The 13,565-nt window shown below is 37.8% G+C and carries 14 protein-coding genes; 7 read left to right on the plus strand and 7 right to left on the minus strand.

The window, feature by feature from the left end; genetic code table 11:
- Nucleotides 1–125: 125 nt before the first annotated feature.
- On the minus strand, nucleotides 126–863 hold the full coding sequence (locus tag H4J38_RS11460) for a YciK family oxidoreductase (RefSeq protein ID WP_182131924.1): 738 nt from the start codon (nucleotides 861–863) through the stop codon (nucleotides 126–128).
- A gap of 280 nt (nucleotides 864–1,143) precedes the next feature.
- Between H4J38_RS11460 and H4J38_RS11465 the strand changes: the two genes are divergently transcribed.
- The 3 genes from H4J38_RS11465 (at nucleotide 1,144) to H4J38_RS11475 (ending at nucleotide 5,503) form a co-directional block, all read left to right on the plus strand.
- A complete protein-coding gene (locus H4J38_RS11465; RefSeq protein WP_182131925.1) occupies nucleotides 1,144–3,561 on the plus strand; it encodes a VolA/Pla-1 family phospholipase in 2,418 nt (805 codons plus the stop codon).
- A 198-nt stretch (nucleotides 3,562–3,759) separates the two neighbouring features.
- On the plus strand, nucleotides 3,760–4,809 hold the full coding sequence (sohB, locus tag H4J38_RS11470; protein WP_182131926.1) for a protease SohB: 1,050 nt from the start codon (nucleotides 3,760–3,762) through the stop codon (nucleotides 4,807–4,809).
- A gap of 40 nt (nucleotides 4,810–4,849) precedes the next feature.
- Nucleotides 4,850–5,503 carry a thiopurine S-methyltransferase gene (locus H4J38_RS11475; RefSeq protein WP_182131927.1) on the plus strand — a complete coding sequence of 218 codons (654 nt, stop codon included), beginning with the start codon at nucleotides 4,850–4,852 and terminating at the stop codon, nucleotides 5,501–5,503.
- Between the two features lie 304 nt (nucleotides 5,504–5,807).
- Here the strand turns inward: H4J38_RS11475 and H4J38_RS11480 are convergent, their stop codons facing one another.
- Nucleotides 5,808–6,074 carry a hypothetical protein gene (locus H4J38_RS11480; protein WP_182131928.1) on the minus strand — a complete coding sequence of 89 codons (267 nt, stop codon included), beginning with the start codon at nucleotides 6,072–6,074 and terminating at the stop codon, nucleotides 5,808–5,810.
- A gap of 285 nt (nucleotides 6,075–6,359) precedes the next feature.
- Here H4J38_RS11480 and H4J38_RS11485 point away from each other — a divergent pair, with 285 nt between their 5' ends.
- Genes H4J38_RS11485 through rlmM form a run of 4 tightly spaced genes read left to right on the plus strand, consistent with a single transcriptional unit; the run spans nucleotide 6,360 to nucleotide 9,407 of the window.
- Entirely contained in the window at nucleotides 6,360–7,268 is a 909-nt protein-coding gene (locus H4J38_RS11485) for a transcriptional regulator GcvA (RefSeq protein ID WP_182131929.1), read from the plus strand.
- 3 nt (nucleotides 7,269–7,271) lie between these two features.
- Nucleotides 7,272–7,937, plus strand: a complete 666-nt coding sequence (locus H4J38_RS11490; RefSeq protein ID WP_182131930.1) for an alpha/beta family hydrolase — start codon at nucleotides 7,272–7,274, stop codon at nucleotides 7,935–7,937.
- The gene (locus tag H4J38_RS11495; RefSeq protein WP_182131931.1) at nucleotides 7,915–8,316 is read left to right on the plus strand and encodes a DUF423 domain-containing protein; all 402 of its coding nucleotides are present in this window, start codon (nucleotides 7,915–7,917) and stop codon (nucleotides 8,314–8,316) included. Before H4J38_RS11490 ends, H4J38_RS11495 begins: the two co-directional genes overlap by 23 nt.
- A gap of 5 nt (nucleotides 8,317–8,321) precedes the next feature.
- Nucleotides 8,322–9,407: a 23S rRNA (cytidine(2498)-2'-O)-methyltransferase RlmM gene (rlmM, locus tag H4J38_RS11500; RefSeq protein WP_182131932.1), complete on the plus strand. Its 1,086-nt coding sequence runs from the start codon at nucleotides 8,322–8,324 to the stop codon at nucleotides 9,405–9,407.
- Between the two features lie 99 nt (nucleotides 9,408–9,506).
- Here rlmM and H4J38_RS11505 read toward each other — a convergent pair whose 3' ends face one another.
- The 5 genes from H4J38_RS11505 to xni form a co-directional block, all read right to left on the minus strand.
- Nucleotides 9,507–9,788, minus strand: a complete 282-nt coding sequence (locus H4J38_RS11505; RefSeq protein WP_182131933.1) for a hypothetical protein — start codon at nucleotides 9,786–9,788, stop codon at nucleotides 9,507–9,509.
- A 32-nt stretch (nucleotides 9,789–9,820) separates the two neighbouring features.
- Complete coding sequence (locus H4J38_RS11510; RefSeq protein WP_182131934.1) at nucleotides 9,821–10,123, minus strand: hypothetical protein; 303 nt, start codon at nucleotides 10,121–10,123, stop codon at nucleotides 9,821–9,823.
- A gap of 604 nt (nucleotides 10,124–10,727) precedes the next feature.
- Nucleotides 10,728–11,735 carry an isocitrate dehydrogenase gene (locus H4J38_RS11515; protein WP_182131935.1) on the minus strand — a complete coding sequence of 336 codons (1,008 nt, stop codon included), beginning with the start codon at nucleotides 11,733–11,735 and terminating at the stop codon, nucleotides 10,728–10,730.
- Nucleotides 11,736–12,200: 465 nt separating this feature from the next.
- Nucleotides 12,201–12,578, minus strand: a complete 378-nt coding sequence (locus tag H4J38_RS11520; protein WP_182131936.1) for a DUF3192 domain-containing protein — start codon at nucleotides 12,576–12,578, stop codon at nucleotides 12,201–12,203.
- Nucleotides 12,579–12,742: 164 nt separating this feature from the next.
- Entirely contained in the window at nucleotides 12,743–13,564 is an 822-nt protein-coding gene (gene xni, locus H4J38_RS11525) for a flap endonuclease Xni (RefSeq protein ID WP_182131937.1), read from the minus strand.
- Nucleotide 13,565 lies beyond the last annotated feature (1 nt).

A 13,565-nucleotide genomic window follows, 5' to 3' on the forward strand; every position in this document is an offset into this window, starting at 1 on the left:
AGCTTTAAGTTAAAGTTACAGAAAAAAGGCCAACAGTTGTTGGCCTTTTATGTTCAGGATGAACAGTCAGTTTTTTTGTTCCAGACAAAAACTAAGTACCCAAGCTTAATGCATTAGCCTAATCACTATTGTGCGTTTAACCTTTGACCATTAACTGCCTTACTGTCGTCTGCCATTAAATATACATAAAGTGGCATAATGTCTTCAGGAGAGGCAATGTCAGCTTTATTCTCAGCCGGATAAGCAACTGAACGCATATTTGTATTAGTGCTACCAGGGTTAATGGCATTGGCTCTAAGCGAGCTGTTTTCATATTCATCTGCGATAACTTGCATCATGCCTTCGGTAGCAAATTTAGAAACGCTATAAGCGCCCCAATAAGCTTTACCTTTATTACCCACGCCTGAAGAGGTAAATACTAATGAAGAGCTTTTAGATTTCAATAGGATAGGTATTATTGCTTGAGCTAATAAAAATTGTGCATTAACGTTGACTTGCATAACGTCTTGCCAAATTTGTTGATGAATTTGGTGAAATGGTGTTAACTCTCCTAATATAGAGGCATTTAGTAATGCCCCATCTAGCTGGCCAAATTGATTATCAATGGTGGCGGCTAAATCAATATAATTTTGTTTTGTTGCGCCTTTTAAATCAAGTGGCACAATAGCGGGTTCAGGGTAGCCCTTGGCGATAATTTCATCATAAACTGTTTCAAGTTTTGCCACAGTTTTACCTAATAAAATGACCGTAGCGCCAAGCTCTGCATAAGTTAATGCTGATTGGCGACCAATGCCTGCACCTGCACCTGTAATTAAAATGGTTTTATTTGCTAAAATTTGTGGTGTTATTGCGTAGTCAAACATATGATTAATTGCTGAAAAAGTTTGTTAATAATTCTACTACTTTCACCGCTATGCTGACGAGTGTTTTTCGTTAGTATTCTACATTTGCGGAACAAAACAGTGAATAAATCAAAAAATCACTAGCACTTGATCTATTCTTGAGTTAAGTTTGACTGGTCGAACAAGTTGAGGTTAATGCTAGGATAGGTATAAAAATCAACAATAATAATGCAAATAATAAATATATGCTTAGTAAACAGCTAAGTTTATAAAAATAAAGACTAGACAGTGGGGAGATAAAATGAAAAAGCTAGTACTCAGTCTCGCAATAGCCAGCACCTTAGGTTTAAGTGCTTGTGAAGACGAAACCATACAAGATGTTGAACAAGAAGTTGCAAATAACGGTACTGCCGTAACAGCAACAGCACGCGTTAAATTTGATCCAGCAGCAGGTGCTGCCGGACTTTCTATTCCAAATGATTTGATTTTTTCTGGTACCGTTGACGGAACATTAGAAATTCCAGTTGCCGATCCAACTGATGGCTCAGACCCTTTTGTTGCCATTAGTGCACTTGACGGTTGGTCTATTTCTCAACCTTTCTCTCTTGGTATTGAATTCCCAGCAGGTACTTCTTTAGATGGCAGTAGTGTTTCTAATCCTACGTCAGTAAGAATTTTTGAAGCGGTTATGGGTGGTGACGCAACAGACAGTGATTGTACTCCTGTAACACGAGGTCTTGCTTGTAAAATTGTTGGTGAACTAACTTTTGGGCAAGATTTTGCTACGAAAATGTCTGCCGACGGCAAAAGTGTTGCTGTGATACCGATTCAACCGCTTAAAGCTGAAACAACTTATATTATGATGATGAGTAATAATCTTCGTGATAATAATGGTAAAGCTATTGCAGGCTCTAGTACTTATGAACTAGCCCGCCAAGATATTAATACCTCACCTTTAGGTAATGCATCACAATTAGGCCTTCAAGCTGCAATTAACAGTTACGAAGCCGCACTTGTTGCTGCTGGCGTTGACAGCGACACTATTATTTATAGTGCTGCGATGACGACTCAATCTACAACACGAGTTTTAAGTACTGTTAAATCTTTAATGGCAGCGGGTGTACCGCAATTACTTGCTAATGCTCAACAGGGCATTCCTGCAATTGGTGTTCAAGATACGGGTATGTCAGTTGCTACTGTTTTAACGGGTTTGATTCCTCCAGAATTAGTGCCGTTATATTCTGCTGCTAACTATATTCGGGGTTCTATTACACTGCCATATTACTCTGGTGTTCCTTCTGCGGAAAATCCACTGGCACCAGTTAATGATTGGTGGCGTGCACGTTGTGATTCAGGTGCAACCCTTGCTGGTTTAGCAGCTGCAAACCCAGCGGCAATACCTACTGGGCCATTAGACGCAAATGATGGCTTTTGTATGAACTTTGGTTTACGTGACTTAAGCTCTGTTATGGCAATTGATACCGAACGTAATTTAACTAAGTTCAACCCAATTCCAGCAACAAGTGCGATGTTGCCAATTGATGTGCAAATGACTACGCCAGATTTAGCTTGGGCTAACCCTGTTCGTGCCAGTATGGGATTAGAGGCGATAGAAGAACCTGCAAACGGTTGGCCAGTAGCAATGTTGGTGCATGGTATAACATCGACTAAAGAACAAATGTTACCGATTACCGGTATATTATCATTATTTGGTATAGCAACTATTGCTATTGATCAGCCTTTACATGGCAGCCGTGGCTTTGACTTAAACGGTGATGATGTCGACGATATTAATACCAGTACAGTGTCTACATTACATTATGTAAACTTAGGCAGCATGTTAACCATGCGTGATAATACGCGTCAAAGTACCGCTGACTTACTTGGTTTACGTTTAGGTATGAACTTCCTAGGTGGAGTGCATATTGAAGGCAATCCAATTAAAATAGATAGCTCAAAAGTTCACCTTTTAGGCCATTCGTTAGGTGGTATATACGGAATGAATACGGTTGGTCTAGCAAACACCGACTTAAACCCGCAAATCGATGGTTTATTCAAAATTGCTAGTACGTCGTTAGCTATGCCAGGTTTAATGTTAGCTAACTTTGGTATTGATTCACCGGCATTTGAAGGTTTAGCAAAATCTAATCTAACCTTGCAATTATCGCCTGAGTTTAAGGCGGCGGTTGATGCAACTTTACCTGCTAATTATAGCCAAACAGAATTAAGTGAATTCTATTTTGCTTTTTATGACAGTTTATCGGCAGAGCAAAGAGCAACATTAGATGGTGGTTTTGCGCAATTTACTTTTGCAGCCCAAACGGTAACTGATTCTGGTGACCCGATTGCTTACATACAAACATTAGCTGCGACTGAAACACCGACGCATTTAATTGAAGTCGTGGGTAACGGTGGCGATAACCTATCAGACCAAACGGTAACGAATACTGCACCATTTACTCCAATGGGCGGCACTGATCCTATAATTCGTTTCTTAGGCTTGCAAAGTGTTGGCGAAACAACGCCAGGCTCTGGTGTGGTGAAGTTTATTAATGGCCATCATAGTTCAATACTTGATCCTCGTCCTGCTGCAGCATCACCTGACGCTGAATTAAGTGCTAGAGCAACTCAAGAGATGCAAACGCAAGTAGCGACATTCTTTGCGAGCATGGGGCAATTAATCACAGTAACGGATACTGCTGTTGTAAAACAAGACTAAGCTTAGCTTAAGTTTAAAAGCCCTCTTTTGAGGGCTTTTTTATTTGTTCTCATTTTTAAAGTTAACTTTTTTGAATAATTTAATCGTTGACCTTTATTTATAAACTAATCACCCCATATTATTAGATAGAATAATTTTTAGCATTAATACATAACAGCAAGGTTAACTTAAGTTAATTTGTTAGTTAGGAGAGAAATATTGGAATTTTTGTATGAATACGGCTTGTTTTTAGCGAAAGCCATCACCTTCGTTATAGCAGTAATTGCTATTATTATTGCCATCGCATCTTCAGCAATGAAGCAAGGTGGTAAGAAAGGTGAGTTAGAAATTACTGACTTGTCTGAGCAATATACTGAAGTGGAAGAAGATATTACCCATCACTTATTATCGAAAGAAGAATTAAAAGAAAAAGATAAAAAAGATAAAAAAGCTGAAAAAGAACAAGCAAAAATTGCTAAGAAAGCCAGCAAAGATGAAAGTAAAGAAAAAGCAGTAACGCCACGCTTATTTGTTGTAGATTTTAACGGCAGTATTGATGCTAAAGAAGTTGGTTCTTTACGTGAAGAAATTAGCGCAATATTAACGGTTGCTCAGTCTAGCGATGAAGTGTTTGTTCGTTTAGAGAGTGGCGGCGGCATGGTACACGGCTACGGCTTAGCTGCTTCACAACTTGACCGTATACGTCAAAAAAACATCCCACTTACCGCTTCTGTTGATAAAGTAGCAGCAAGTGGTGGCTATATGATGGCTTGTGTTGCAAATAAAATAGTGTCAGCACCCTTTGCCATCATTGGCTCAATTGGCGTTATTGCTCAAGTGCCAAATTTTCACAAACTATTAAAGAAAAACGATGTCGATTTTGAGCAGTTTACTGCCGGTGAGTTTAAACGTACTGTAACCATGTTTGGTGAGAATACTGATAAAGGCCGTGAAAAATTTGTTGAAGAACTAGAAGAAACCCACGTGCTATTTAAGAATTTTGTTAGTGAACATCGTCCAAGCTTAGATATTGCTAAAGTGGCAACGGGTGAACATTGGTTTGGCACGCAAGCAAAAGATTTAGGGCTAGTTGATGAATTACAAACCAGTGACGACTACCTACAAGCACGTTGTAAATCTCATAAAATAGTACAAATTAAATATGCAACGAAAAAAGGCTTAGCTGAAAAGTTTTCAAAAGCCGCGTCTTTGTCGTTCGATGCCTTTATCAGTAAAGTTTGGCAAAATAATCGTATTTTCCCAGGTTAATCGCTTTATTCAAATAAATAACGGCAGTTGAATAATAAAAATGGATAATAGTTTTTGGCATAAATGTTGGGAGCGCAACACGCTTGGTTTTCACCAAAGTGATGTGCACCCGCTATTATCCTCTTATTTCAACAAACTAACTTTACGCACTGATAAGCATGTTTTTGTGCCCTTATGTGGTAAAACGCTCGATATGGTGTATTTAGCGCGGTTTATGAAGGTTACGGGTAGTGAGTTAAGTGAAATTGCCTGTCGTGACTTTTTTATTGAGCACAATATCGCTTATCAACAGCAGACCTTAGGTGATTTTGAACACTTTTCTTGCCCGCAGCTTTCATTATTACAAGGTGACTTTTTTAAGCTTTCTGCAAAGGCAATCGAAAGCATAGATTGGATATATGACCGTGCTGCGTTAATCGCACTACCACCAGCCATGCAACAACAATACGTTGAGCACTTAAAAACTTTCTTCTCGGCGCAGACGCGGTTGTTTTTAGTGACAGTCGAGTTTCCAAAAATGCAATTGAACGGTCCGCCGTTTGCGGTTACTGAAACTGATGTAAAAAGCTTATTTTCAGGTTTTAAAATTGAGTGTATTTCGACAAATAAAATCAAAGATAAACAATTTGCGCAGCGTAAATTTGAAGTTGATTACTTGATTGAAAAGCTTTATGTCATTTCATGTGACAACTAATGCCTGTGGCTAATAATATATAATTGATGTTTTTGGCATAACTGCTGACCTACAACAAACCGCCTTAGACCTCTCTATATGTAATTAGGGGTATTAATACTATATTCATCAGTTACTTTTATCCTCCAAGGTAAATGATAATCCTCAGATAACGTCAATAGATTAATTAACCCTGTATTAGTTGTTTGATGGCTTTTATATTTAGTGGGATTCGATTGGCTTTAGATAACAAAAAAGGTGCATTAAGCACCTTTTATTTACGCGTATTAATTCTATAGAAATTAATGCTATGTCGACAAACTGACTATTCAGCAAGCGTTTCAACTTTACTTACATTATTAACGTCTTTTTTTGTGTATAAGCGATTCATTGCTACTTGAGCACGAGCCGTTTTTTCGATAGGGTTAATCACTACCGTATTCAATTTAATTGATTCTGCTAAATGTAGTTTAGTCATTTCTAAAAGTTCAACGGCGTTGAACGCTTGTACTTTTACTAATTGTGTTGCTTGGCTGTTATTTGCCACTAAAGCTAGCATGGCGATAGTTGATAATTTAATAATGTTGTTCATAAGTCACCTGTAATAAAACGTCAATAGTATGTATAGATGCTTTAGGGACTCTTTCTTTTCAATTACAAACAAGGGTTGGGAGCCTGTTTGATTATCACCCGATCAATTCGCGGTAAAGATGAAGTCCTGCATCTATGGTGGGTATAGTACGGTAATGCTGGTAAATTTTAAAACGACTAATTATAATGTTATGTATTAGAAAAACTAATCCGACATGATTATGTCGAAAATCTGGTGAATTATGCATATGCATATTCATTATCAACGTGATTCAATAGGTGCAGATTGGCGAACAGACTCCCACCACTTAATGCTTTGAGAGCTTTTGAAGCGTCAGCGAGACAGTTGAGCTTCACCCGGGCAGCTGAAGAATTATTCGTCACTCAAGCAGCGATAAGTCATCAAATAAAAGCTTTGGAAGATAATTTAGGCATAAAATTATTTATGCGTAAAAATAGAAATTTATTACTGACCGAAGAAGGGCAGTCGTATTATCTCGATATTAAAGATGTTTTTAATGCTTTGCATGACGCTACTGAAAGACTCTTAGCTCGCGGTGAAAAGGGCGCTATAACGGTAAGCTTGCAACCCAGCTTTGCAATACAGTGGCTGGTGCCTAGGTTAAACACTTTCAGCTTATTACATCCTGATATTGATGTACGTATAAAGGCGGTTGATCAACCTGAAAATTCGCTTACCGAAGATGTAGATTTAGCCATATATTATGGTAGAGGGCGCTGGAAAGGTATTCATGCAGAGCAGCTACATACCGAATATTTGATCCCCGTGTGCTCTCCTTTATTATTATCGGGTAAAAAACCATTGAATAAGATTGAAGATTTAGCAAATCATACCTTGTTGCATGACACATCGAGAAGAGACTGGAAGCGCTGGTTTAAGCATGTTGACGTGAGCGGGGGTAATGTTAATCATGGACCTATATTTAGTCATTCTGCCATGGTGTTGCAGGCTGCTATTCATGGACAAGGGGTTGCGCTCGCACATAGTGTATTAGCTAAACCTGATATTGATAGTGGTCGATTAGTTTGTCCCTTTAAAGATGTGTTGGTCAGTAAAAATTCTTATTACATTGTCTGTCGCGAACAGCAACTGGAATTAGGCAAAATAGCGGCCTTTCGTGAATGGGTTCTACAAACCGTTGCTGATGAACAAAATATTATTGATAAAGGGTAAGGTTTGATTAATCAACAGTTGTCAGTAAGTAGTAAACTCAATAAAGCCAAAGACGCAAAAGCATTAGTTATATTTGCCCATGGTGCGGGTGCAGATATGGAACATGAGTATCTTGAAGAGCTCGTGCGTTTGATGAACGCACAACAATTAAGTGTTTTACGTTTTAACTTTCCTTTTATGGATAAGCGAAAACTCGATGGTAAAAGGCGTCCGCCTGACAGAATGCCCGCGTTAATTGATTGTTATCAGTCATTAATAGCAAATTTCACTACAAATTTGCCGATATATATTGGTGGTAAATCTATGGGTGGGCGAGTGGCGGCCACTTTAGCTGGAGATGAAATCTTGATAACGGCTCATCAAATACAGGGGGTTATCTGCTTAGGTTATCCGTTTCATCCGGTAAAGAAGCCAGAAAAATTAAGGTTAGAGCCACTGCAAGATACGCAGTTACCTATACTGATATTGCAAGGGGATAGAGATGCTCTGGGTAACGAGATAGAGATTAATGAATATACAATTTCTTCGCAATGCCAGTTACATTTTTTTAATGATGGCGACCACGATCTAAAGCCACGGGTAAAATCTGGTTATACCTTAATACAACACCAAAGTGTTGCAGTGAATAAAATGAGGTACTTTATCGATGAAATTAATAACTGTTGCTAAACTACTGATGATATTTGTTGGTATCAGTGGTTGTTTTTCTGTATTATTCGGCGCTTGGTTAGCCCATGGTGGACAATCACTACCTTTGGCGTCACAAGAGCGACTAATAACAGCATTAACGTATCAGTTTTTTCATACGTTGGCGTTAATGCTAACCATTATCTTATATAGGCTTCATTCCAAAGCTATGTTATTGATTGCAGGCATTTTGTTTGCACTTGGCATTGTGTTGTTTAGTGGCAGTTTGTATATCAAAACCTTATTCGATGTGTTGAGTATTGGAAAGTTGGCGCCCTCAGGCGGCCTGTCATTTGCACTTGCATGGCTATTGGTTGGATTTGCAGGTACTAAAATGTTTGATCAAAAGTTAGGTAATTAATCGAAATGACTGCAATAGTTTTATACTGTCGCCCCGGATTTGAAAAAGAATGTGGCGCAGAAATTCAAGAAAAAGCCTCATGGAATGAAGTTTATGGCTATTTAGAGCTAAGTAAAAATCAGGGTGTAGTTTATTTTCATTTAAATAAACCTGAAGAGGGCGAAGCCTTAATGGAAAAAATTCCATTACGTCGTCTTATTTTTGCTCGCCAATGGTTTGTCACGGTAACTGAAAAAATTGACTTACCTGATTACAATCGTGTTGAAGCGATTGTAGAAGCGTTAGGTACTAAGTGGCAATACGCTGATTTGCGTATGGAAACACCAGATACTAACGATGGTAAAGAGCTGTCTAAGTTTTGTCGAAAATTAGCGGTACCATTGCGACAAGCACTGAGAAAAGAAAAAATATTGACTGAAAAAGGTAATAAAGACGGCGCGGTTTTACATGCGTTATTTTTATCGGGTAAAGAAGTTATATTTGGCTTTTCACTGGCGCGAAACACTTCGCCACATGTTATGGGTATTCCACGTTTAAAATTCCCTAACGCCGCGCCAAGTCGTTCAACATTAAAACTAGACGAAGCTTTTTTATATTTTATTCCTAAAGAGGAATGGGATATACGTTTAACATCAGGTATGAATGCTGTTGATCTAGGCGCTGCGCCTGGCGGATGGACTTATCAATTGGTCCGTCGTGGCATGATGGTAACGTCAATAGATAATGGTCCAATGGCTGAGTCATTGATGGAAACAGGGCAAGTAAAACATCGCACTATGGATGGCTTTAAATATGTTCCGCAAAAGAAGAACGTTTATTGGCTAGTATGCGACATGATTGAAAAACCACAACGCGTAGCAAAACTTATGAGCGAGTGGTTATTAAAAGGGCTGTGCCAAGAAGCAATTTTTAACTTGAAACTGCCGATGAAAGGCCGTTATCAGCAAGTTAATGACGATTTACAAGCCATGAAAGATGCATTTTCTCTTCACAACGTTAAGTACGAATTGTTTGCTAAACATTTGTATTATGACCGTGAAGAAGTAACCGTTCATGCAAGATTGCTTTCTCCTCCTCCAACAGATATTTAAGTCTTATATTAGTAAAAGCAATCTGAATAAACGCCCTAAATTTTTATAAAGTTCAGGGCGTTTTACTATGTGAAAACTATCACTTATCGTTTTCTCTTTTTATGCATAAATGCGGGTTCGATTATCATCATTTTTTTGTCTAGAAAGTATCTGACTTACTATAAAAAATAGTAATGCCAAGAGCATTATTCCTAATGATTTTGATTCACTCACTATTACTGTACTAGATACTCCTTGAATGACTACATTTTGAAATGCGATAACTTCACTACCGCCATTTGCTTTGGCCTTTAATTCAAGTGTTAATAAATTTCCGGTATCTAATATTGATGAAATAAATGCTGTAAATTTATTGCTGAGTAATTTTGAGTTTACTGTCATGGGATCGTTTATAGTTAGCAGGCTGTTATCTTCTAAGCGATAGTTCTGTGAGATGTCTTCATCGCTGAGACCATGAAAAGTCTTGAGTATGGACTGTTGTCAATACTATAGCGCCACTCGAACCAATCACTACTTTCAAAATCGCCCATGGCTGCCATATCAATTAAAAACATTATTTCGGTTAGGTTGGTGATATCTACTTGCCAGCTAGCTACAGCATTATTGTTTGGGTTGTCTTGATTTACGGTATCCACAATGCCAAAAAAAGCTTGTGTATTGGTGCTAGTAATAATGCCTAAACTATCAGAGATTGTTATACCACTGTTATCTAACAACGCGCTGGGTATATTTAAATAGATATTTCTTTGATAAATCTGAAAGCCATCTGCATTACTTGAAAAAGCATCTGTGTAGGGATTTTCCTAGCTAATGTGTGGTGAAAAATTTAGGGTTAGTAGATCATAGTTTATTAGGGATGCAAAACTATTACCTGCAAGTAAATAGGTGAATAGCATAGCTGTAATTTTGCATTGAAATTGATTCATAACAAAGTCCTTTTGTTTTGATCTGTTTAGTTTAAGTTCTCTAGAATTTTTCGCTTTATTTGAAAAAACGAGTAATTAACCGCATTAAATATAACTACTTTCATCATTGGAGCAGTCTAGTATTACAGTTTTATAGCGTTAGTATCAATTAACAGCATATAAAACTTTACATAGTATAGTGGTGGTTTTAATAAATGCGAATTCGCCTCAACTAAATAATAAATCTCTTAGCTTTATGTGAAGGTAGGGTAAGTTCTTGTATGCAAATAAATAGACTTAACGCTATTGAGTTTTAGACATACAGGCGCACGAAATCAATAACTTGAATATAAAAAAACCAAGCTATAGGGCTTGGTTTTCATATATATACTTGGCGCTTAAACGCTAAATAATGTTATAAACGTTCTAATACAGCTTGGGTGAAGTCTGAGGTGCCATGTGTGCCACCAAGATCACGGGTTGTACGATCGCCAGTTTCGATAACTTCAGTGATAGCGCGACGAATGTTATCGGCTTTATCTGCCATGCCTAAATATTCTAACATTTGAATGGCAGCTAAAATAACAGAGGTGGGGTTAGCCAAGTTTTTACCGGCAATATCAGGCGCACTACCGTGAACAGCTTCAAATATCGCACAGCCATTACCAATATTAGCGCCAGGTGCCATACCTAAACCACCCACCAAACCTGCACATAAATCTGACAATATATCGCCAAATAGATTGGTGGTAACAATGACATCAAACTGCTCAGGATTCATAACTAACTGCATACAACAGTTATCTACGATCATTTCTGTTGATTCAATTTGTGGGTAACGTGCGGCTACTTCACGGGCAACCTTGAGAAATAGGCCTGATGTAGATTTTAATATATTCGCTTTATGAACAGCCGTTACTTTTTTACGACCTTCTTTTATTGCTGTTTCGTAGGCAAAGGTAACAATGCGTTCAGCACCTTCACGGGTAACAAGGCTCATTGCTTCAGCATAATTGCCATCTTCTGAAACTGTTTGCCCTAGGCCAGAATACATACCTTCTGTATTTTCACGAATAGTAATGATATCAATATTTTCATAACGAGCTTTAGTGCCTTTAAACGACAGCACAGGACGAACATTTGCATAGAGTTGAAAATGCTTACGTAAAGTTACGTTAATTGATGTAAATCCATCACCTACGGGTGTTGTTAATGGACCTTTGAGGGCGATTTTATTTTTTTCAATCAGCGCTAATGTTGATTCTGGCACTAAATCGCCATGATTCTCCAAGGCTGTCAAGCCAGCGTCAGCATACTCATATTCAAAATTACAGCCAGCTTTATCAAGTACTTTGATAGTCGCGTCTATAATGTCTGGACCTATACCATCGCCTGGGATCACTGTTATGATTTGTTTTGCCATTGTTTTATTACCTTTTGAGTATTACTTTTCTTGAATTGCGAGAATCGAGTGCTATTGGTTACATATAAAAAAATTACTAGCAGATACGTTTTAAGTGGCACTGCTGTTAAAGATTCAACCGAGTTAATGGCTGCAATTATAGCAACTAATCGGAGCAGTTAGTAAATTTTAGCGTTAAACTTTAGTCTTAGTTTTATATGTAAGGTTTATATTGAGTGTTGAGCTTCGAAAGTGATATTTTCAGTACGGAAATTAACAGTGATAAGGCTTTAGCAATCGAATGTTAGCTAAAAACATGATTTATTGTCCTGGTTGATTTAGCTTGATTAACAGCCTAAAATTAACCAACGACCTAGTGATTAACCAACGACCTAGTGATTAACCAACGACCTAGTGTATGTGCAGACTAATATCTGGTCGTTGATTATAAAGATAAAGCCTTAAGGCTAGTTAAACTTAGGCGAGTTAAAACGCTTTGAACTGCTGATAGGCTGTTTTTCCAATCGCCGTTAGTATGCCGTCGGTAAACAATAATGCTGTGCACTCATCTTGTGTAGTGATGCCATCAGATTTTACGTGTTGTGTACGGTAAAAACTCACCTGGTAACTTCTTTCATTGACTAACTTAGCCTCAGTAATGTCAGGACTGCCAAGCTGTTCGATAGCGCTATTAAAGTTAAACTTCTTCAATTCAAGTTTAGCTATAAATTGTCGGTTATAAGCTTCTCGGTCTTCCCACTGCATTTTTGCAGGGCTGTCATCGTAAAAATTCATCACTAGTGCGACAAATATACCATATGCTATTAATGCGACTAATATTCTAGCGATAATTTTTTTATTCACTTTTAATCCTTGAACCTTTCTGACCGATGATTTTAATATTATGTACTTATTGTGACTCGTAATAGTTAAACTCTGGCTATTTTTTAGCCACTAATTATTTACAATGCCATTATAGTGAACCACATTACGATGATTTTTTATCGTGCTGTGATGTTACCAGATTGTTAACTACTGGCAAGTCCATTTTCACTTGGTAGTCTTATATCTTTAAGATTAAAACCTAAAGGAATATCAATTTTTAATGTGAGTAGTTTGCGACTTAATGCTATTTGTTCATCATGCTGTGATAGTTTTTCACTGATACTACTTTTTAAGTCTGTGGCGCACAGTATACTTTTAATCGAACCATATTGATTTAGTAGTTGTGAGGCGGTTACTTGTCCAATGCCAGCTACACCTGGTATTTTATTCGTGTTGTCTCCGGTTAACGTCCATAAATCCATTAACTTGTCTGGTTTTACAGTGAATTTGTTTAACACATACTCTTCGTCCAAATAACGTCGATTAAAATAGTCATATACCTTTATATTAGGGTTTAGCAACGACAAAAAGCACTTGTCTGTAGACACTATAGTGACATTTTGACCCCGTAATGCGACTTTGATCGCCAAGGTAGCAATTAAGTCATCAGCCTCGTCTGCTTCTGAAACTAAAGAGTCAACAAAGTGTTTCATAAAGCGGTCTTGAATATCAGGTAGTTTATCGGCCAAATGCTCAGGCATTTTTTTACGGCCTTTTTTATAGTCAGGAAAAATATCATAGCGCCAGCAGGGGGCTTGAGAATCAAAAACCATCAATGCATGGCTAGGTTCTAATTGTTCTAGTATCTTTTGTAATGCTTGTTCGCATGCTTTAGCGGTATTAAATAAAACTTGTTGTTTGGTATTATCCGCCAATTCGTTGTTTAACAAAAAAGGCCGCTCTTGCACAGCATAAATTCTTCTGATCAAATTTAATGCATCAATTAATACCAAGTGGACCGTCATA

The sequence above is a fragment of the Colwellia sp. BRX10-3 genome (assembly GCF_014077505.1).
In the GTDB taxonomy this organism is placed as follows: domain Bacteria; phylum Pseudomonadota; class Gammaproteobacteria; order Enterobacterales; family Alteromonadaceae; genus Cognaticolwellia.